Below are 19,883 nucleotides of genomic sequence, written 5' to 3' on the forward strand. Positions count from 1 at the left end.
ATGCATAATTTTTTTTTAATTTTAAACCGCGCGATTTCTGAAAATCTTACTGACTTAGACGCTTTGTAACCGCGCCAAAATCGGTAATATTACGCCTCCCTTTTTCTCCTTTCTGTGCCTCTGTGCCTCTGTGGTAAAGATAGCTACTCTCACTGCACAGGCGAGACGCCTATGCTATAATGCTTCAAATTGGCGCCAGCATAGATACATTGCGCGCGGTACATGGAAGCATCCTTTCCATTTACCACCTTTAAGGTTTAGTAGTACTTCTCCGCGTCTGTTTAAATAACCAAACCATTCGCCATTTTGAGGGTCTGCGAAGTGTGACCATGAGTATTCATGAACTTTTTTATACCATTCCCAACAAAGTTGGCGCCCTGTTAATTTATAACCCATAGCGAGTGCTACTAAGGTTTCTAAATGTACCCACCAGAGTTTTTGATCCCATTCCAACTGTTGGGGTGGGTGTCCTTTGCTATCCATGAAGTAGTAAAGTCCACCGTATTCTCTATCCCATGCGAAGTTGAGAATATTTAGTACAACATCAACAGCTTGGTTAATTGTTTTTGTGTCGTTTTTACGGTGAGCGATATCCATAATAAACCACATCGCTTCGATACCGTGACCTGGGTTAATTACTCTACCATCAAAACTATCTATATGGGCGCCTTCAGGTGTGACGTTTTCAAACATTAATCCCCGTTCCTGGTCGAGAAAGTCACCCATGACTTCATATGCAGTTGCTTCGAGTACTTGTTCGAGAGTTTCGCTGGGCAACAACCACTCCATCTCTAAAGTTAGGTTCGCTAAAATCATTGGCACTGCTAACGATTTCATGACGCGCGTGCCGGGATAAGCTTTTGTATACTTACCTTTAGGATTGTCTTTACGACGCAGCACATTATTATATGCTTGTATAGCGATATCTTTCGCCCACTCTTCACCCGAAGCAAGTGCATATTTACTAAAAGCCATTGCTGCAAAGCAGTCAGAAAATATATTATAAGGTTGTACAAGCGGTTGACCTTCGCGGTTAAGGGCAAAATACCAGTTACCTTCGTCATTACGTCCGTGTTCTGCCAGAAATTTGGCGCCACATTCAGCTATTTGTAACCAGTCTTCACGCTTTTCTACCTCGTTGCACAACATTGAAAACGTCCAGACTTGACGGTTTTGCAGCCAAATAAATTTATCGGTGTCGTAAACTTTACCTTCTCTATCTAAACAGGTGAAGTAACCACCCTTTTCCCAGTCGATAGAATATTTTTCCCAAAATGGCAGTACATCGTTGAGGAGAGCGTTTTTGTAGAGTTGTGCTAATTCCTGAAAGTTGTACTCCATGAGTTTTAACCTGTGGTGTTTGATGATATTTGATACTAGCTGGCGCCGATAGTTTAACGTTTCCAGCTACAGACTGGGTACTAATGGTTAATTATTACTCTGTTAGGCAATAAGTACAAGTGTCTGGAAAAACAAAACTTGCCAACCTGCACTTGACAAATTTTTCAGCGATTATGTCAAGTATTACTTGACGAGAGTAGAGCAAGTAATGAAAAACCGACTGAAAGAACTTCGACAACTGCGTGAATTAACACAAACCACTATTGTTCGTGTCAATAGTTTTGGTGTGTTGTAGCATAGGCGTCTCGCCTGTGCGTCCGGTCAGGCGAGACACCGTGAGCCGACCAGAACTAATGACATGAACCACTATTAATTCATTTCATAAACTTTGGTGTGTTCTTTTTTCTTAGCTCTTTCTTTGTGTCCTTTGTGCCTTTGTGGTTAATTTTTCTTCTCTCCGTGTACTCTGTGGCTCTGTGGTAAAAAAACTATATGACTGCACATCTGAGGACAGATATGCTACAACTTCTAACCAATAACTCATCCGTTACATCCGCTCTCATCCGTTGCCAGATAACTCACCCGCTTAGGTGAAGGCGCCATAGCGCACAAGCGGTTAATATGAACTCATATTAAGCAAATCTTTACAAAGTAGATTACGGTAATTAATAGGCGACTAGTTATTAATCAAACCCATCAATTAAATATATATACGTATTTTTATGGCAACGCAAATTCAAATTCCTATTTTTGGTAAAAAGATAAAGTCTCCATCCCGTTGGGTATTGGGTTTGATGGCAACTGGTATTTTTGTCGCTGGGACTTTTGTTACCAACACATTTATCACTCAACGTGGGCAAAACGAAGATATTTCACAGCTTACGGTTCCAGTTGAATCAAAAAATGTCACGCTACGCATTACTGCTAGTGGTAGAGTTACCCCAGTGCAAAGTGTGAATATCAGTCCTAAAAATGGCGGTATTCTTGCACAGCTACTTGTCGAACAAGGTGACAAGGTGCAGCAAGGGCAAATTATCGCCAAGATGAATAGTGCCGATATTCAAGCACGTATTGGGCAAGCGCGCGCAAATGTTGCACAAGCAAAAGCACAACTCGACCAAGCCAAAGCAGGTAGTCGTCCACAAGAAATTGCTCAGTCGCGCGCTAGGTTAGCGAGTGTCGAAGCACAGTTAGCACAAGCAAAGGCGGGAAACCGTCCGCAAGAAATAGCGCAAGCACAAGCACAAGTTGATGCTGCACAGGCACGAGCTAATTATACTGCCGAACAAGTACGACGCTATCGTTATCTTGTTGATCAAGGCGCCGAAAAACGGCAGTTATTAGACCAAGCAATAAGCGATAATAATGCTGCTCAAGCTTCTTTACGCGAAGCTCAAAAACGTTTATCGTTATCGCAAAGCGGTAGCCGTTCGGAAGATATCGCCCAACGTACTGCGGCAGTTGCAGAAGCACGCGCGGCATTACAATTAGCCCTAAGTGGTTCACGTCCCGAAGAAATTGCTCAACGTACCGCAGCAGTTGCAGAAGCACAAGCGCGACTCCAATCAGAATTAGTTAATTTAGAAGACTCAATTATTCGGGCACCGTTTGCTGGTATTGTCACACAAAAATATGCCAACGTTGGAGCTTATGTGGCGCCGACAACTTCCGCTAGTGCTTCGGCTTCTGCAACATCAAGTTCGATAGTTGCTTTAGTACGCGGTTTAGAAGTTTTAGCAAGTGTACCCGAAGCTGATATTGGTAGAATCAGAGTTGGGCAGCAGGTAGAAATTACTAGTGATGCTTACCCAGACCAAGTATTTAAAGGACGTGTTCGCTTAATTGCACCTGAAGCTGTCAAAGAAGAAGGTGTAACTTTATTTCAAATACGAGTGCAGATTGAGACAGGTGAAGAAAAATTGCGCTCTGGCTTAAACGTTGACTTGACGTTCTTAGGTGACGACGTTCCAAATGCTTTAATGATACCGACTGTAGCTATTGTGACAGAGAAAGGAAATACAGGAGTATTAGTACCTGATAATAAAAATCAACCCCAGTTTCGTCCCATTGTCATCGGTTCACAAATCAAAAACCAAACCCAAATTCTGGAAGGAGTCAAACAAGGAGAGCGAATTTTCTTAAACCCTCCCAAAGAATATCAAATGCAAAAGCAAATGGAAAAACAGAATAAAAAATAAATAGAGTGCTGAGTGCTGAGTGCTGAGTAAAAAGTTAGGAGTTAGGAGTTAAAATCTAACACTTAACATTTAGCAGTTAGTACTTACTACTTATTTCTCATTACTAGTACTCAGCACTCAGCACTCAGCACTTTTTACTACTTATTGTTATGAATATTGTTGAAAGTATGAAAATGGCGGGGAAAACCCTGCTGTCAAATAGATTACGTAGTGCCTTAACGATGCTTGGTATTGTAATTGGTAATGCTTCTGTAATTGCGATGATTGGCATTGGGGAGGGTGGTCAAAAGTATGTTGCCAAGCAATTAGAATCACTTGGTCCCAATGTGTTATTTGTGATTCCAGGTAACGAGGAAACGCAGCGAATTTCATTTGACGTTCCCAGAAATTTAGTTTTAGCTGATGCTGATGCTATTGCTACCCAGGTTCCAACAGTAGTAGGAGTGGCGCCAGAATTAAATCGTAGGCAAAGAGTGAGTTTCGGTAATCGTAATACCGATGTTAATATTATTGGCACTACGCCTAGTTTCTTACAAGTGCGTGATTTTAATACAGCTAAAGGTCGCTTTTTTAGCGATGTTGACATAAAACGTAATAATCAAGTAATTGTTCTTGGAGGTAAATTTGCGACTAAGTTATTTGGCTCAACTAACCCTGTTGGGCAATTAGTACGTGTTAAAGACTCTAGGTTTGAGGTTATTGGTGTACTTACAGAAAAAGGTTCTAGTGTCGGCGCCGATTATGATAGTGCAGCAATAGTACCACTAACAACTTCTGCAAATCGGTTAATTGGTCGCAACTCACCATACGGTATTGCTCTAGATTATATCGTCGCCTCGGCTAGTGACGGTCAAAACGTTGATGCCGCAGTATTCCAAATTACGAACTTACTGCGTTTACGTCACAAAATCACTAACGAAGACGACTTTACTATTCGTACTCAAAAAGACGCACTACAAACCGTTGGACAAATTTCAGGCGCCTTAACTATCATGCTTGCTGCAATTGCGGCGATTTCACTGTTTGTCGGTGGTATCGGTATTATGAACATTATGCTCGTCTCCGTTACCGAACGTACACACGAAATTGGTTTACGTAAAGCTATTGGCGCCACTGAACAAGATATTTTGTTGCAATTTATGATAGAAGCCGTAATTGTCTCAGCCGCAGGTGGTTTAATTGGTACTGCTATTGGTGTTTCTGGAATTGTACTAGTAGGCGCCTTAACTCCCTTAGAAGCAGCTATTTCTCCAATTGCCATAGGTTCCGCTGTAGGTATTTCCGGTGCAATTGGTTTATTCTTCGGTGTATTTCCCGCGCGTCGTGCCGCCAAACTCGACCCTATCGTGGCATTAAGAAGCGCTTAAGAGAGTTAAAAGTGCTGAGTGCTGAGTGCTGAGGAACGGAGTTAAAAGTTTATAGTTAAGTTCAGATCAAAATTATATTTATAACAGGAGAAAAATATGAAGGAAGAACAACCAATTGATAATATAATAAACGAACAATCTATTACTAACTCTACTCAGCACTCAGCACTCAGCACTTTCAACTTAAAAAAAACGATTATTCGCTTAGAAAACATATTTAAAGTATACGGCATTGGTGAAACAGAAGTCCGCGCGCTTAATGACGTAAACCTGACAATTCAAGAAGGAGACTACTGTTCGATCATGGGACCATCAGGCTCAGGAAAATCTACAGCAATGAATATTATTGGTTGTTTAGACCGTCCTAGTTCAGGACATTACTACTTAGATAATATTGATGTTGCTCAGATGCCCGATAGCGAGCTAGCCCATATCCGTAATAAAAAACTAGGATTTGTCTTCCAACAATTTCACTTATTACAGCAACTATCAGCTTTAGAAAATGTAATGCTGCCGATGGTATACGCGGGCATTCCTAACTCGGAACGTAAAGACAGAGCAACCGAAGCATTAATTAAAGTCGGATTAGAAAAACGCTTACAAAATAGACCAAATCAACTATCCGGAGGACAACAACAGCGAGTAGCTATTGCGCGCGCTATTGTTAATCGTCCAGTTCTACTTCTTGCTGATGAACCAACAGGCGCCTTAGACTCGCGTACTACCCAAGAAGTACTTGACATATTCACAGAACTTAATAATACCGGAATTACAGTTGTTATGGTGACACACGAGCCAGAAGTCGCACGTCAAACTCAACGTATCGTCTGGTTCCGCGATGGTCAAGTTATTCACTCAAATTTAACACCAGCTGATTTAAATCAAGTTGCAGCCATGCAATAAGTTACAAGTGTCATGCTAACTCATAACTCGTAAGGTGCGTGACGCTACTAGTTCCGACGTTTTAGTTTACGATTGTTATGGCGTCACGCACCCTACCTCCGCGCCTTAATTAAAGACTTGAAGTTTTTCCGGTTTGAGTTTGTGTTTCTATTGGTTTAACGTTGCTATAACCCATCTGGTTTACTATTGTGCGGAATACGGACATTTGTCCTTCAAACTCGAGTTCTTGAATTTTAGATAACAAGCTATTTACTTTTTCGCTTGGTTGGTAATCACCAGGCATTCCAACAATAGTTTTACCCATTCCTTCAGCCCAAGCATACCAAACCAGTAATTGATTATTGTCTTTTAATGCTCCGTAAGCGCGCGAATATTCTGTGTTTTCTTTGTCAACGATATCGCGCATAACTTGAAGTTGCTCGTCTTGTGACAATTTTAAGTAGTCTTGTAAAAGTATTGGCGCCAATTCTGGTTCTGCTGCTAGAGGAGCAGCGGGAGTGACCGAATCACCCATTTTTTTATAAACAAGATAAAACCAAGCAAGTTTTGCATCAGTATCTAGCTTATCAAACCCTTCAACCACTGCTTGTGATTCTTCTGCTAAGGCTTGAGGAATTTGATTATTAAAACTGCTGACCATTGTTAATTTTCCTAGTGTTGAAATTACTCTAAAATCAGGAGTAACAAATTAATGGCATTACAAGCTACTACTAATAGTGATAATAGTGAAATTATGTGCGCGTTTTTTTATCTCTCTTTGTGTAGAGGAAAGCTTGTATAGCTTGCTTCAACTGCATTTGGTTTAATCACCAACCAATTTATTCTCCTAAATTGTATCTTTTGATAGAGGTAAGAATCTATCAATAGGTATCAATACTTTTCTGTTCAACGTTGGTAATATGACATTATGGAAACCAGCACGTAAATTCTTTTTGGGTAAACTTATGGCAGACGAAGTAAAAGTAAATACCAGCGAAGCATCAACCCATGATGCACAGTTACTTGCAGATAACGTTGCTGAAGGTGTAGAGAAGGCGCCTAAAGTGGATTTTGATGCTGACTACAAATTAGCAAAAGAGATGAGCGTCAGCCCAATTGATAACACCGGAGAAGGTCAGAAAGCTGCTGAGGCTGCAGTAGCTCCAAACTTGAAAGTGCCAGAAGCTAAAGAGATTAAAAAAGAGGCGCCTGCAACAGGTAATCCTGATGATTATAAAAGCATAGCTGATGAAATTGGTTCGCGAAATGAAGGCGTTGGAAATGTTGATGATGACCTCGTTAAAAAAGCCTTAGAAAAAGGTCAACCCGGCTAGTGAATTTGTATTAATCGTAGTAAGCACTTCAGTGCTTGTCTTTTTGAACACTAAAGTGCTTACTACAAGTTTACCACATCTAATAATTCGCTAGGGTGATTTATTAAGAATTCGGGTTTTTGTTTAGAAAGCGCTTCTCTGGAATTAAAGCCCCAAGTAACGGCAACCACTTTAATATTAGACTTTTTCGATGCCTCAATATCGCGCGTCTCATCACCCACATAAATCACTTCTTGGGGTTTAATTTGTTTTTGTCGTAGTACATTGTTGATAATTGTTGTCTTCCCAAATATCGTTACACCAGAATATACAAACTCAAATAAACTATCTAACTCATTTATTCTCAGAAACTCCACAACGTTTTCTTGAGAATTAGAAGTAATAATACCTAATCTGTGTCCCCTATTTTTTAACTCGGTTAACGCTTCGTGTATCCCAGCTATCGGTTTTAATTCAGGTATTTTATTTTTTAGCTCTGATTTTACTTTCTTGACTAGAAACGGTATTTTAAAAATTGATATACCAGAATATTTTATTATTTCCCTAGAAGTTAAATTTCTTAATATACATAGTTCTTCAGGTGTAATTTGAATATAACCGAACTCAATTGCTAGACGATTTGCAACATTAACGAGCGCATCGACTGTATCGGCAATAGTACCATCGAAATCAAATATAATTACTTTCTGCGTCATAAGTTTGCCTGGAATGCTTCTATATTAGCGCGGGCATTCCGTCGCAACATCTCAGGCTTTATACGTCTTAAAGCCGATGCTCGAAAGCGTTCATCCCATTCTGTATCTGATATTTCTGCTAAATGTGCCAAAGATGGCGCCAAGTTGTCAGGGTAAGGTTCAAATTCTACTACATCTGTTGTTGTCGCGAACCGTTGATTCCAAGGACAAACATCTTGACAAATATCGCATCCTGCAACCCAACCCTGCATTTTTGACTTGATACTTTTGGGTATTTCGCTACGATTTTCAATTGTGTGATAAGCGATACAACGGTTTGCATCAACTATACCATCCGAAACAATGGCGCCGGTAGGACAAGCATCTATACAGCGGGTACAAGTTCCGCAATGGGAAGTATGGGGTGTATCTGGCATTAACTCCAAGTTTGTAAGCACCTCTCCCAAAAATATCCATGAACCATGAACACGAGAAATCACGTTACCATTTTTCGCTATCCAACCAATTCCCGCTTTTTGTGCCCAAACTTTATCTTGTATAGGCCCTGTATCCGCGTAATACCGCGTTTCAATATCTGGATGTAAGGATTCTAGCCAGTTACTTAAAGCTTTGAGTTTTTTGTGTAGAACTTTATGATAGTCTCTTCCCCAGGCGTAGCGGGAAATTTTTGCATACTCTTTGCTTTCTTGATGTTGATGCGACGTGTAATAGTTTAGCGCTATACATATTATAGATTTGACGTTGGGCATTATCTGTTTGACATCCTGACGTTTTGGATTTGCCATCCACATCATATCAGCTTGATAACCTAATGCCAGCCAAGAGCGCAGTCCTTGCAAATCTTGTTGTGATGTATCTGGTACAGTAATACCAACCTTATGAACTCCAAGTTCTAAGGCTTTTTGCTTTATTTCACTGCTGCTCAGTGTCGGCAATTGATTCATTTGTGTTATTTTTTAGCAAAGCAGTGGCTTCCTAATTGTATATCATTTGCGACAATATTAGAGTGCAAAATCTGTACTACTCACAACTATCAGCAGAAGTATTTATACCAGTTCTAACAAATCTCTCTTTATCACCTTTAATTTTCACTCTGATGTTAGACAAATTAAATAAAAGAAGCGAATAAGTGTAGGTGATATTATGACAGCTGCTGAATATACGGATAATCTTGATGCAACTGAAATTCAAATTGAGGGACTTGAGCAACCAACAGTTTTAAGTTACTTTAAAACACTTAATGCTGGTGATTTTGAGGCTACCGTTGCTTTATTTGCTCCTGATGGTATAATGCATCCACCATTTGAGTCAGATATTTCTGGACACGATGGAATTATAGCTTACCTAAATCAAGAAGCTAAAGGTATAAAAGCTTACCCGCGTCAAGGTATTATTGAGGCATTAGAAGATGGACAAAGCCAAGTTCAAGTTTCGGGGAAAGCAGAAACTTCGTGGTGTGGTGTTAACGTCAGTTGGATATTTATTCTCAACGAACATAACCAAATTGTTTATACCAGAGTCAAACTTTTAGCTTCGCCACAAGAACTATTAAATTTGCGACGTTAAATTTCAGATTCCCGACTTCGTAAAAGAAGTCGAGAATCTAAAAGTCAAGCAATTTCAGGAAGCTTTGCTTCAAGTTTGAGACAGTTACCACCATTAACCTGTAATTGATACTCAACTTTGTCCATTAAGCGATTCATTATTAGCCAACCGTAACCACCTTCTTGCTTGTCTGTAGGAGTGGGAGCAAAATAGTCTGACATGTCAAAACCATCACCACGGTCCCAAACTTCTAAAGCAATATCTCGATCTTGAAGTTCTAAACGAATTAATATAGGAGCGTTTGGAAGGTCTTTATGAGCATGACGAACAGCATTCGAGTATGCTTCAACCAAAACTAATCGTAATCGATTAGATTGTTTAGACCAATCAACCGACTGCCCTAACTCAACCTTAAGACATCCTAGCAGCCAGTCTTCTACAATCGTCAAAAACTTCAAGTCACTTGGTACATGAAGCTCAGTTTTCATCATTTTTATAAAACCTCCAAAGCAAGTATGGTTTGGTCGTCTTCTTGAGAATCAGTGTCTGCCTGGATGTGAGCTAGTAAACTGTCAAGACACAGTGGTCGTGGCTCTTTCTTTAGTAACTTCCATAGACCGTCTTGTTTTAACATAGAGCGATTAGCACTGGCGCCTAATTTAGACGGTTCAGTATCTGGATGGTTTGTTACCATTGCTTCAGTGATTCCATCGCTGGCAAGCAGTAATATATCCCCAGACTCAAGAACGAGCTGACCATATTGAGCTTGCCACTTCGGTAAGATGCCTAAAGGAACCCCACGTGTTGTAAGATAAGTTGGCTCAGTAACAGAAGGTTTGCTTGACCACACCAACGGGTAAATATGTCCGGCATTTGCGTAAACTAACTCTTTAGTCGCGCTTTGATAACACGCTAAAACCAAAGTTATGAAGCAATTATTGCCGATTAAATCATCACATAAAGCGTGATTAAGGTTTTGCATGACTACGTTGGGTAGTTCTGGTGTTTCTTGTGACAGTTCGCGACGTAGCACAGATATTGCGCTTGCCATAAACAAAGCTGCTGGAACACCTTTTCCAGAAACATCCCCAACAGCTAACCACAAGTCTCCTTTCGGGTGGACAAACACCTCAAAAAAATCACCCCCAACTTCGCGCGCGGGCAAACAGCTGGCTTGTATTTTCGTATTTTCGATAGCTGGTAATCTTTGACGCAGCAAATTATTTTGAATTTGTCGCGCGACTCCCAATTCGAGACGGATTTGCTCTTGTTTCTCTTGAAGACGCTGATACAACTTAGCTTGCGAAAGCGCAAGTGCTGCTTGTTCCGCAACTCCTGTTATTAGCTGTATGTCTTGTTCCTGCCAAGCATAATCGTGTTTATACTGGCATAAAGTTAAGACAGCAAGGAATTGCTGCTGATAAATCAGCGGTACAACCAATTGGTAACAAGGGTAACTTTCATCACCAGATTGGCTAACTTGATAATTGCGGGTTGCTAAGACCTTTTCGATTAAAGCTTCTGAATCTGCCGGATAGAAAAATTCTTTGAGCTTAGGGTCTTGGTAATGAAATTCGTCTTGCGTTAAATGGTCGTTTTCAACCGACCTAACAAAGCAGTAAGACGCATCAAAATTTTGCCCAAGTGTCGCAACAATTTTTTGCAGCATACTGCGGTAGTCCAGCGACTCGCGAACTGCTGTTGTGACAGCATTAAATAATGATTCGCGTCTAAGAGCGCGACTCAATTCCTGAGTTCGCTTCTTAACAACACGATACGTATCGGCTGCTTGTTCGACTAACGCTTTCAGACGGTCGGGCTTCCAAGGTTTGGTAATATACTTGAAAACCTGACCTGAGTTGATCGCATCCACTAGGTCTTCAACATCTGTAAACCCAGTTAGCAAAATTCGGATTGTGTCGGGGAAACGCTCGACCGTAAGGCTAAGAAATTCCGTACCGTTCATCTCAGGCATTCGTTGGTCTGAGATAATCACACCCATTTCGCCTTCTTTGTCTAAAATGTCGATTGCAGTGAGGGCGTTACTTGCTTTGAAAACTTGAAAATCCCGCCGAAAAGTACGGTAGAGTAGTTCTAGATTATCCGGTTCATCATCTACCACCATCAGCTTCAGTTTATCTAACCCTGGTTCAGTCATATTTGACTTTAGTTTCGTGCTTGTGAACGGAGTGTTATGGTACGATGCCACTCAGAATCGCGAAATGTAAATTACATACTTATATAGAGGATACCCAGTTTCAAAGCTGAATTTACAAATCTTTTTCGTTTTTCATTAGTCATACTTATGTGTTATTTTATACTAGTGCATAGGTTTACTGTCCTAATTTTATATACATTTACTAATGTATCTTTTTTATATTTTTTTCAGTACCGTATAAGTGCTTATAATACTCAGTAATTTAAACTTAATGTCTCTTTTTAAGTGAACTTGCGTACTAAAAAGGCTGCCAAGGCGTTGACATATAGCGATGAGTAACGGCGCCTTGAATGCCAAAGCGCCACTCGCGTAAGTCAAGTAAAATTAACAAATACTAATGCTTACCTACCCAATAATAAGCTTGGCATCGGATACCTAGCCTACCAGCCCAGAACGTAACGCGCGCACAGCAGCCTGAGTTCGGTCATCCGCGCATAACTTATTTAAAATATTACGCACATGGGTTTTGACGGTACCGACGGTAATATAAAGTCTTTCTGCAATCACAGCGTTACTACAACCTTCAACAATCAACTGCAACACCTCTAACTCACGTTCAGTTAAGGTATACGGGTCAATTGGTTCTTCCTCGGTTTGCTCACCGGACGCTTCTTTTGCTTCTTTAGTTTCGGTAGCTTCAATTTTTGGAGGATTTTGTTGCGCTTGCTGAAGAACGATTCGGGCGATTGATGGGTCAATCCAGGCGTTACCGTTATAAGTTACGCGAACTGCCTCAAGCAAATTATCGTACTTAACATCCTTCATACAGTATGAATCTGCTCCTGCTGCAAACGCCGCCAAGACTGCTTCCTTACTGTCGCGTAATGTGAGAATCAGTACCTTAGTCCTATTTTCATCGCTACCTGCTGCCGATTTAATGTCGCGCGTTAATTCGATACCATCTTTATCAGGTAATCCGATATCAACAATTGCGACATCTGGCTGCACCTTACTCAGAAGTTTTAACCCTTCCGCTGCATTCGGCGCCTCTCCAACAACTTCAATTTCTCCTTTTTGCTGTAGTGCTGTGCGGATACTCACACGGGTGAGGTCATGGTCTTCAATCAGAGCAACACGAATTTTACTCATGGTCGATTTTTGCCCGTTTCGTAGTTGACTGTAAAGTTGAGTTTACTAAAAAGTTTTACAAAATGTAGTGATGATACATCTTTACAAAACTAATATATGTGACGTTCTCTGTGGAAAAGAACAATAAGCTGACGTTCGTGTGAGTATATAACCCTCTCCTAATATAATTTGGCGCCTATAAAGGTCAATTTATATTATTTAACGTCAAAAAACTATATTTTACCCTTTGTTTGTAACGATTCAGACCAATGACATTTGGAACAAATTTGATAAACTAGCCTTCATGATTACTATGGTGTGAGGCTATAAAAAATAGGCTATGTCTAAGCTGCCTAAATCCTTTTCGGTGTTGGGACTGCCAGTCCATGTAATGGCTAATTACCCCAATTGGTTACAAGAACGTTTAGCATCCGGACAGGGAGCGCATGTTGTCACCCTGAATGCTGAAATGACAATGCAAGCGGAGCGTAGTAAGCCTTTAGCTGATATTATTCGCCGTGCCGAGCTTGTGATTCCTGATGGTGCTGGGGTTGTTTTATATTTACAACTCTTACTTCAGCAAAATGTGAGTCGCACCCCAGGTATCGAGTTAGCAGAATCGTTACTTAAAAATTTAGGTCAATCAAACGTATCGGTAAATACACCTAAAGTCTTTTTCTACGGTGGAAGTCCCGGAGTTGCTCAAAAAGCTGCCGACTATTGGCAATCGCAGTTTCCAAACTTAGGGGTAGCAGGTACTCATTCAGGTTATCATTCAGAGACTGAAGAACAGTTATTAAAACAAACTCTTGCCAAGCTTCAACCCCAGCTAATCCTTGTTGGTTTGGGAGTACCTCGTCAAGAAATGTGGATTGCCCAAAACCGCCACTTTTGCCCACAAGCTATTTGGATAGGTGTTGGTGGTAGTCTTGATATTTGGTCGGGGATTAAAACACGCGCTCCTCAATGGCTGGGTAATAATCACCTTGAATGGCTATACCGCCTATACAAAGAACCTTGGCGTTGGCGCCGAATGATGTCTTTACCGCAATTTGCAGTGAAGTCAATTGTATATTCTATAACTGGAAAAAGTGCAGTAACTCTGTAATTACCGAATGTAGAGACGTTACACGTAACGTCTCTACAATGTTGGTATATAGAAACCAATGTTTAAAAAGATTTGTTGGAATTTTGATATTGTTGAGCTTTGTTTGGGAATCCTTAAATTTGTAACCATACATTTCTAAGTAAAATACCCCCTTTTAATGACTCTATGCCCGTCTTAACAAATCCAGCAACTCAAAATCAGACCTTAAAAGAGCCACAACAAAAAAATAACGGTTCCCATTCTCAAAAGCCAACGTTAGATGTAGTAAATATGGTGCAACTGCGTAACGTCACAAAAACATACGCAAACTCGCGCGCAGCTTTATGTAACGTCAACTTAGAAGTCAAAAAAGGAGAATTCCTATTTGTGACAGGAGCTAGTGGGTCGGGTAAATCTACGCTTTTAAAAATGCTGTACGGTGAGGAACTACCAACGGATGGCGAAGTTATAGTTGACGACTGTAATGTATCTAGCTTGCGAGGTGACAACTTATCTTTACTACGGCGCCGTATTGGTATTGTTTTTCAAGATTATAAGTTAATTCAGCAACGTACCGTAGCAGAAAACATTACAGTAGTTCTGCAAGCTCAAGGGTACACGCGCAAAGAAATCCAACGGCGCTTAGAACCAACTTTAAAACTAGTAGGTTTGCTCGATAAAGCCAATAGTTTTCCTTATATGCTTTCTGGAGGAGAGCAACAGCGAGTTGCGATAGCTCGCGCGATAGTCAGCACACCACCATTAATACTCGCAGATGAGCCAACTGGAAATCTTGACCCCGATAACTCCCGGCAAGTTGTACAAATTTTTCAAAAATTAAATGCTTTTGGCGCCACAGTAATTGTCACTACTCATGATGAGCAACTAGTAAAACGCTGCAATCACCGAGTAGTACAAATACGCTGTGGAAAAATTGAAACAAGCGTTTAATATGCTTTTTGTTTGACTTTAATCTCAAGCGGTTTTAATGGGGTGGAACCACCTGAATTAGAAACTTGTAACTGTTCAATCAATTGGAGGCTATCAAACGCTGCGTCTCGAATCAATGTTTCTTCTTCATTTACCAACAAAAGCTTTAAACAATCAACAGCAGCTTGACGTTCCGAAACATCTACATCACGAACAGTTACTAATTTTGTTAGTTGACGTAACGCGACTAGACGCTTCAAAGGGTCAGATTGAGTTAAATTTTCTAACAATTGATCAATTAGGTCTTGCTGCCTATTGTCATTTATGCTTGTGATTAGCCATACTAGTAGAATTAAAGTTAACAGCGTACCCGCACCTTGCATTAAGGCGCCAGTTGCAATCCAAGGGTTTTTTGAACCGAGGAAGATAGCTATCGCCATGTAACTACTGAAAGTGGCAATTCCACCACCAAGTACAGCTATCAGTAACCGCTGATTGTACTTGTCAAAAAATTGACTTAATTGTGACCAATACTTTGACAAGTCTCGCTTTTGCATTGAGTAAACGGATACCATAGTACCAACACCAATACTAGTTGCGAGTAGTAACTTCCAGTTCCACAACAGCATCGCCACAACGATTGTTAAGAAACTAAGAATACCTCCTGGTTCTTGAACTCGCTGTTTACGCTGTCTTGTGGCTCCTGTCTTAGATACTAAAAGCACCCAGTTAGAAATCTGGTTTAGTAACTGCTGTCCAAAAGACGAAGCCTGTGCCACTGCTTTTACCTTTATTACTTTGCTTTCAATATAGAATATACAGCTATCTAGTCTATCTAAAAGAAGAGATACCTTGCAAAGTATATTCTATTTGACTAACTTTCTGGTATAAATGCACAAAAATTTTTAATTAAGGAGAACCATCGACTCAGTATTTATCGTGTGAAAATATGTGATATACAAACAAACAAGTGATTTTTTACGTGTTTAGTAAAAGTTTTTGGCTTGGTTAAATTTTTCGTTGCTAAGAACAAAAACTAAAGTTATCAACGGTAAATTGTCCGTCGAACGCGCAAAAAGTTATGCCATGTATTTCCCCAGATTTCACTGATAGTAATGCATTCGGTGCAACCACTGAGTCAGAATTTGCAAGATTTCCGACTGATAGCACGTCTTGGGCAACTATTTTTTGCTCGCGGTTGTATGCTGACATCAGTAGTCGTTGCGAACTGGTTACTCGCGCGCTGACACTATTGACCGGACGTGCAAACTCTACTTCTAGGAAACCACCTTTGGGCGCCCCCATAAGTACAACGGCGCCTGAATATGTTGGAAATGCGGGGTTAGATGGCTGTATAGCGATGCAATTGCTAAAAGTCACTCCTAGCTCTTCATACTGGTTTTCGACAACTTCAAAGCACTTCAAAGTCTCTAAGTTTAGACAGGTGCAGTTTATCGAACTTTCGATACCCGTAATTGGCGCCCCAGTGTCCTGCTTGAGTACACAAGTATTAATTGGCGCTGTCTGTAGAGGATAAGTATATTCAGACTGCGTAGTCGTCGAAGCTACACCGATGGAATCATCGGAAGTAAGCTTATCGAGATGTTTAGAAAACCTCAGTAAGGTATCTGTATCTGATTCAAAAATAGTTTGTTTTACCATGACACCCTCGCTTCTGTTGCAAACGAGAAAATACTGTTGATGTTATTTAGATACAACCTAATTGCGCTAATTTCGGTAAGAATGCGTAAAGTCTTCAATTTCAAAGTTTGTAAATATATGGTCTTCATCAGGTTAAAACACAGTTATTAACTGTTATCGGCTGATTTACAAAAATAAGCGCTTATTATGTACAGACTTGGTGTACTATCAGTAATGTTTCTGATAGAATACCATAAAACCTAGTACCAAGACTGTGCCATAAGTAATAGGTACTACACGTATAAGCATTAAAATCATAGTGCCTACATCTATGAATCGGCTCTATATCTGACATAAAAATCACTGAAACTTCATAATCAATATGGTGACGTTTACATGCGCTTAATTTCGGACGTGTGTAGAGAATCTGGGCTTTTACGCGACCTAGATTTTTAACTTGTTTGCATAAATACATTATTAACATATATTAAAATCTACAGTTTATAACTAATTAACTATATTTGCAATAATATATTTAAAAGTGCAAATTAAGCAAGGAATAAGAAATTAGGCATAGGTCATTAAACTATCAAGTATGTTACTTAAGTACTTGAGAACCCAATTTCTAGTTATCCACTCCAGTATTTATATGTTTCAACCATTAGGATTTGAACTCCGTTCGATAATTACTTCACTTGGCAGAATGGTATATTACACCAATGCTGCACCTCCGTGGCTGACTGAGCAAAAAAATAATATTAAGGAAAACCTTAAGGAAAACCTTAAGGAAAACTTAATATTCTTACATGGTTTTGGTGGTGGTTCTTCAGCTTACGAGTGGTCAAAAGTTTATCCAGCTTTTGCCTCTGAGTATCAAGTACTGGCGCCAGATTTGATTGGGTGGGGAGGTTCCGAGCATCCCGCACGCAATTACCGGGTTGATGATTATTTGATGGTAATTCGAGAGTTTTTAACATCAGTGTCTTCTGAACCTGTTACCGTAATCGCTTCTTCATTGACAGCAGCTTTTGTAATTAGAGTTGCCTGCGTACATCCAGAACTTTTCAAATCGCTAATTTTAACAACACCCTCTGGACTAGCAGATTTTGGCGAAGATTACAGTAACAATATATTTGCTCAAATAGTTAGTCTACCTATAATTGACCGTTTGCTTTACACTACTGGTATTGCAACAGCAGACGGTATCCGCTCTTTTTTAGAGCAGCGTCAATTTGCTGAGAAAAACCGAATTTTTCCTGAAATTATCGAGGCATACTTAGAATCAGCCAAGCAGCCAAACGCTGAATATGCGGCACTATCGTTTGTACGCGGCGATTTAACTTTTGATTTATCACTTTATATTCAACAACTCAAAACCCCTACAGCTATAATCTGGGGACAAAAATCTCAGTTCACAAGCCCCGAAATTGGGCGCCGTTTTGCTCAAATGAACCCAGAAGCAATCCGCATTTTTGAAAAAATAGAAAACGTTGGCTTAACACCGCAATTGGAATTACCAGCAGTAACGATTGGATTAATACGTCAATTTATACCTTTACTTAATGAAGGAGCTAATACTCAGATAATTGAATACACCTAACCTAAAACCTCTTACAGGCAAGGATACCTGTTCTACAAACTTCTATACCTACTGTTCTGTGTCAATAGTTTTGGTGTGTAGGCGCCTGCCGTTACGGTATGGTAGGATGTGTAGCGCTACGGGAAAATTCCACTTTTCACGAAAAATTTTGTAGCGCCACGCACCGACTACTCGATGGTGCGTCAAAGCAGATGATTTTTCGTTTTATTGAAGACCCTAATAGCTTTGACGCACCCTACTTGCGGGTTTTTTCTGTGGTGTTTTCTTGTTTTGAAGCTTGAGGCAACTTAAATAAAGCGATGAAAGTCTCTAAATCTTCAGGTAAATGGTGGACTGCAAATTCCGCGTTCTCAATAAAAATATCTTTAGCGGTTTTACCACGAAAATGATGTGATACAACGTGATTAATCCCGATATGGTACTTATTGTGAAATATCTTGGAGATTTTGGACAATTTCATCCATTGATTAGCATTGCGAGATTCTTCTTCTCGAATAATATCTTTAATTTGATTGAGAAATTGTTCAATCGTTGGTAAAACTGTATGAACATGCGTTTCACCACTTTGAATATTTAAGACTGTAAGATTACTGCCGTGTTTTACAACCCTAAATACATTTAAACCATTTTGCAACATTTGATTGCACAGGTTTGTCATCACATTATCTGATGAGCAAACAAAAACTTCTTTCGCATTTGGAAAACGCTGATGAATCGATGACCCAAAAGTTATCATCTTTCCATCTGCATTATCTCTACCCGAAGGAACATGAATCAAATCATAATTACGCGCGTGCAGTTCAGCGTCCAATTTCCCTTTACGACACCAGTTAGCAAAAGCAACTTTAACTTGAATTGGATAATTACAAACTGAACTCAAAAATTTTTCTGTTTCACTGTTCAACTGGAGGTTTTCCGCATCTAACAGTAATATTGCTACTCCAGCTTGTGCTAAACCTGTATTATTTGTATTATTTGTATTGTATGTATGATTTTGAATATCCTCTGATGGTTCAGCACTCTCGGCGCCAGCTACTTCGACCTGGGATACACTATTATCTTCTGCCTCTTCTAAGGTTTCGGTATCAGTAATGGGTTGAGAAGCGCTGGAAATGGGGTTTTCTGTAATGGAAGCTTCAGGTTCTACAGTTGTGTTTTCTGCTTCTATCTGAGGATGACTGTTTTCTTTAGTTTGAACGGCGCCATTCCCGTTCGCTATTAATGAAACCGACTCTACTGCTTGTTCGTTATTTGTTATTGAGCTAGTTGTTGACGTAAGTTGAGCAACTTCCTTAAACAAGCTATCTAATATAGGTAAAGAGAAAGACTCTGGAGTAAGTACTACTCTCAAGAACTTCTGTAAAAGTTGCTGTCTAACCTTTTCGTCTTTGGCTGGAGCAAGTACTTCGATTAACTTATTTACTAAACCAGATTGATGACGACTACTTTGCCAAGGTATATCTCTATACTTTTCGAGTAGTAATGCCGGCTGCTGCACCTGAATAGCTATAATAGCTTGGCAAACTTTAGTACCTATTTGATTTAGCAAAGTAGAATTTTCAGCAGTTAGAACATTACTCATAACTCATATAGGGCAGTAGGGCATCCTGTCTAAGAATGGTTTTCTTTCGACGGCTAGTTACTTACGTTATATTCCCACCTCAAACTATGTGACATCCGTAAATTTGCTTAACGAGTGTTGAGTGGATGATGTGTTGAGTGTTGGGCGCCACAATTTGGTCGTGGACTAAATCACGTGGTCTGTGTCAATAGTTTTGGTGTGTTGGAAAATAAAATCCCCCCAACCCCCCTTAATAAGGGGGGCTTAAAACTGCTCTTGTTCCCCCCTTCCACGCGGCAGGGCTGATTCGTTCCCTAAAAATCTTGAAAAATCAAGGGTTTCGCGCAAATCTTTATTGGTAATTTTGCTACCAAGGCGCCGATAAAATAAACAATCACACTTATATTTATGTGCTT

At 40.0% G+C, this 19,883-nt stretch carries 18 protein-coding genes; 8 read left to right on the top strand and 10 right to left on the bottom strand.

Translation table 11 applies throughout. The features are described 5' to 3' along the window. Window positions 1–174 precede the first annotated feature (174 nt). The gene (locus tag AC2JBO_RS09255; protein WP_496953348.1) at window positions 175–1,341 is read right to left on the bottom strand and encodes a n-acyl-d-glucosamine 2-epimerase; all 1,167 of its coding nucleotides are present in this window, start codon (window positions 1,339–1,341) and stop codon (window positions 175–177) included. A gap of 722 nt (window positions 1,342–2,063) precedes the next feature. Here AC2JBO_RS09255 and AC2JBO_RS09260 point away from each other — a divergent pair. The 3 genes from AC2JBO_RS09260 (at window position 2,064) to AC2JBO_RS09270 (ending at window position 5,809) form a co-directional block, all read left to right on the top strand. Then, complete coding sequence (locus AC2JBO_RS09260) at window positions 2,064–3,539, top strand: efflux RND transporter periplasmic adaptor subunit (protein WP_496953349.1); 1,476 nt, start codon at window positions 2,064–2,066, stop codon at window positions 3,537–3,539. Between the two features lie 149 nt (window positions 3,540–3,688). Then, entirely contained in the window at window positions 3,689–4,906 is a 1,218-nt protein-coding gene (locus AC2JBO_RS09265) for an ABC transporter permease (protein ID WP_496953350.1), read from the top strand. A 96-nt stretch (window positions 4,907–5,002) separates the two neighbouring features. Beyond that, complete coding sequence (locus tag AC2JBO_RS09270) at window positions 5,003–5,809, top strand: ABC transporter ATP-binding protein (RefSeq protein WP_496953351.1); 807 nt, start codon at window positions 5,003–5,005, stop codon at window positions 5,807–5,809. Between the two features lie 109 nt (window positions 5,810–5,918). Here the strand turns inward: AC2JBO_RS09270 and AC2JBO_RS09275 are convergent, their stop codons facing one another. Continuing rightward, window positions 5,919–6,449: an orange carotenoid protein N-terminal domain-containing protein gene (locus AC2JBO_RS09275; protein ID WP_496953352.1), complete on the bottom strand. Its 531-nt coding sequence runs from the start codon at window positions 6,447–6,449 to the stop codon at window positions 5,919–5,921. Between the two features lie 304 nt (window positions 6,450–6,753). Between AC2JBO_RS09275 and AC2JBO_RS09280 the strand changes: the two genes are divergently transcribed. Continuing rightward, on the top strand, window positions 6,754–7,122 hold the full coding sequence (locus tag AC2JBO_RS09280) for a hypothetical protein (RefSeq protein ID WP_496953377.1): 369 nt from the start codon (window positions 6,754–6,756) through the stop codon (window positions 7,120–7,122). 62 nt (window positions 7,123–7,184) lie between these two features. Here the strand turns inward: AC2JBO_RS09280 and AC2JBO_RS09285 are convergent, their stop codons facing one another. Beyond that, window positions 7,185–7,817, bottom strand: coding sequence for an HAD-IA family hydrolase (locus AC2JBO_RS09285; protein ID WP_496953353.1), 633 nt, complete (start codon window positions 7,815–7,817; stop codon window positions 7,185–7,187). Further along, complete coding sequence (queG, locus tag AC2JBO_RS09290) at window positions 7,814–8,761, bottom strand: tRNA epoxyqueuosine(34) reductase QueG (protein WP_496953354.1); 948 nt, start codon at window positions 8,759–8,761, stop codon at window positions 7,814–7,816. Before queG ends, AC2JBO_RS09285 begins: the two co-directional genes overlap by 4 nt. A 199-nt stretch (window positions 8,762–8,960) precedes the next feature. On the opposite strand from queG, the gene AC2JBO_RS09295 reads away from it, so the two are divergent. Then, window positions 8,961–9,383: a nuclear transport factor 2 family protein gene (locus tag AC2JBO_RS09295; protein WP_496953355.1), complete on the top strand. Its 423-nt coding sequence runs from the start codon at window positions 8,961–8,963 to the stop codon at window positions 9,381–9,383. Between the two features lie 44 nt (window positions 9,384–9,427). Here the strand turns inward: AC2JBO_RS09295 and AC2JBO_RS09300 are convergent, their stop codons facing one another. The 3 genes from AC2JBO_RS09300 to AC2JBO_RS09310 all read right to left on the bottom strand — a co-directional run bounded on the left by AC2JBO_RS09300 (window position 9,428) and on the right by AC2JBO_RS09310 (window position 12,669). Then, window positions 9,428–9,850, bottom strand: coding sequence for an ATP-binding protein (locus AC2JBO_RS09300; protein ID WP_496953378.1), 423 nt, complete (start codon window positions 9,848–9,850; stop codon window positions 9,428–9,430). Between the two features lie 5 nt (window positions 9,851–9,855). After that, complete coding sequence (locus AC2JBO_RS09305) at window positions 9,856–11,520, bottom strand: SpoIIE family protein phosphatase (RefSeq protein ID WP_496953356.1); 1,665 nt, start codon at window positions 11,518–11,520, stop codon at window positions 9,856–9,858. A 435-nt stretch (window positions 11,521–11,955) separates the two neighbouring features. Beyond that, entirely contained in the window at window positions 11,956–12,669 is a 714-nt protein-coding gene (locus AC2JBO_RS09310) for a response regulator (protein ID WP_496953357.1), read from the bottom strand. A 319-nt stretch (window positions 12,670–12,988) separates the two neighbouring features. Between AC2JBO_RS09310 and AC2JBO_RS09315 the strand changes: the two genes are divergently transcribed. Together AC2JBO_RS09315 and ftsE are read left to right on the top strand one after the other, a co-directional pair. Then, window positions 12,989–13,756 carry a WecB/TagA/CpsF family glycosyltransferase gene (locus AC2JBO_RS09315; protein WP_496953358.1) on the top strand — a complete coding sequence of 256 codons (768 nt, stop codon included), beginning with the start codon at window positions 12,989–12,991 and terminating at the stop codon, window positions 13,754–13,756. 165 nt (window positions 13,757–13,921) lie between these two features. Further along, window positions 13,922–14,686, top strand: a complete 765-nt coding sequence (ftsE, locus tag AC2JBO_RS09320) for a cell division ATP-binding protein FtsE (protein ID WP_496953359.1) — start codon at window positions 13,922–13,924, stop codon at window positions 14,684–14,686. Here ftsE and AC2JBO_RS09325 read toward each other — a convergent pair. Then, entirely contained in the window at window positions 14,683–15,444 is a 762-nt protein-coding gene (locus AC2JBO_RS09325) for an armadillo-type fold-containing protein (protein ID WP_496953360.1), read from the bottom strand. The two genes, ftsE and AC2JBO_RS09325, sit on opposite strands and share 4 nt — an antisense overlap. A gap of 244 nt (window positions 15,445–15,688) precedes the next feature. Beyond that, complete coding sequence (locus AC2JBO_RS09330) at window positions 15,689–16,327, bottom strand: hypothetical protein (RefSeq protein WP_496953361.1); 639 nt, start codon at window positions 16,325–16,327, stop codon at window positions 15,689–15,691. A 628-nt stretch (window positions 16,328–16,955) separates the two neighbouring features. Here AC2JBO_RS09330 and AC2JBO_RS09335 point away from each other — a divergent pair. Next, entirely contained in the window at window positions 16,956–17,906 is a 951-nt protein-coding gene (locus tag AC2JBO_RS09335) for an alpha/beta fold hydrolase (protein ID WP_496953362.1), read from the top strand. A gap of 235 nt (window positions 17,907–18,141) precedes the next feature. On the opposite strand, the gene AC2JBO_RS09340 is transcribed toward AC2JBO_RS09335, so the two are convergent. Beyond that, the gene (locus AC2JBO_RS09340; RefSeq protein WP_496953363.1) at window positions 18,142–19,488 is read right to left on the bottom strand and encodes an NYN domain-containing protein; all 1,347 of its coding nucleotides are present in this window, start codon (window positions 19,486–19,488) and stop codon (window positions 18,142–18,144) included. Window positions 19,489–19,883 lie beyond the last annotated feature (395 nt).

The organism is Calothrix sp. CBUCES-K 9914 (assembly GCF_059640475.1).

Excerpts from the sequence above, each read along its gene's own strand:
- AC2JBO_RS09255 (WP_496953348.1), bottom strand. The coding sequence starts at position 1,341 with ATGGAGTACAACTTTCAGGAATTAGCACAACTCTACAAAAACGCTCTC.
- AC2JBO_RS09260 (WP_496953349.1), top strand. The coding sequence starts at position 2,064 with ATGGCAACGCAAATTCAAATTCCTATTTTTGGTAAAAAGATAAAGTCT.
- AC2JBO_RS09265 (WP_496953350.1), top strand. The coding sequence starts at position 3,689 with ATGAATATTGTTGAAAGTATGAAAATGGCGGGGAAAACCCTGCTGTCA.
- AC2JBO_RS09270 (WP_496953351.1), top strand. The coding sequence starts at position 5,003 with ATGAAGGAAGAACAACCAATTGATAATATAATAAACGAACAATCTATT.
- AC2JBO_RS09275 (WP_496953352.1), bottom strand. The coding sequence starts at position 6,449 with ATGGTCAGCAGTTTTAATAATCAAATTCCTCAAGCCTTAGCAGAAGAA.
- AC2JBO_RS09280 (WP_496953377.1), top strand. The coding sequence starts at position 6,754 with ATGGCAGACGAAGTAAAAGTAAATACCAGCGAAGCATCAACCCATGAT.
- AC2JBO_RS09285 (WP_496953353.1), bottom strand. The coding sequence starts at position 7,817 with ATGACGCAGAAAGTAATTATATTTGATTTCGATGGTACTATTGCCGAT.
- queG (WP_496953354.1), bottom strand. The coding sequence starts at position 8,761 with ATGAATCAATTGCCGACACTGAGCAGCAGTGAAATAAAGCAAAAAGCC.
- AC2JBO_RS09295 (WP_496953355.1), top strand. The coding sequence starts at position 8,961 with ATGACAGCTGCTGAATATACGGATAATCTTGATGCAACTGAAATTCAA.
- AC2JBO_RS09300 (WP_496953378.1), bottom strand. The coding sequence starts at position 9,850 with ATGAAAACTGAGCTTCATGTACCAAGTGACTTGAAGTTTTTGACGATT.
- AC2JBO_RS09305 (WP_496953356.1), bottom strand. The coding sequence starts at position 11,520 with ATGACTGAACCAGGGTTAGATAAACTGAAGCTGATGGTGGTAGATGAT.
- AC2JBO_RS09310 (WP_496953357.1), bottom strand. The coding sequence starts at position 12,669 with ATGAGTAAAATTCGTGTTGCTCTGATTGAAGACCATGACCTCACCCGT.
- AC2JBO_RS09315 (WP_496953358.1), top strand. The coding sequence starts at position 12,989 with ATGTCTAAGCTGCCTAAATCCTTTTCGGTGTTGGGACTGCCAGTCCAT.
- ftsE (WP_496953359.1), top strand. The coding sequence starts at position 13,922 with ATGCCCGTCTTAACAAATCCAGCAACTCAAAATCAGACCTTAAAAGAG.
- AC2JBO_RS09330 (WP_496953361.1), bottom strand. The coding sequence starts at position 16,327 with ATGGTAAAACAAACTATTTTTGAATCAGATACAGATACCTTACTGAGG.
- AC2JBO_RS09335 (WP_496953362.1), top strand. The coding sequence starts at position 16,956 with ATGTTTCAACCATTAGGATTTGAACTCCGTTCGATAATTACTTCACTT.
- AC2JBO_RS09340 (WP_496953363.1), bottom strand. The coding sequence starts at position 19,488 with ATGAGTAATGTTCTAACTGCTGAAAATTCTACTTTGCTAAATCAAATA.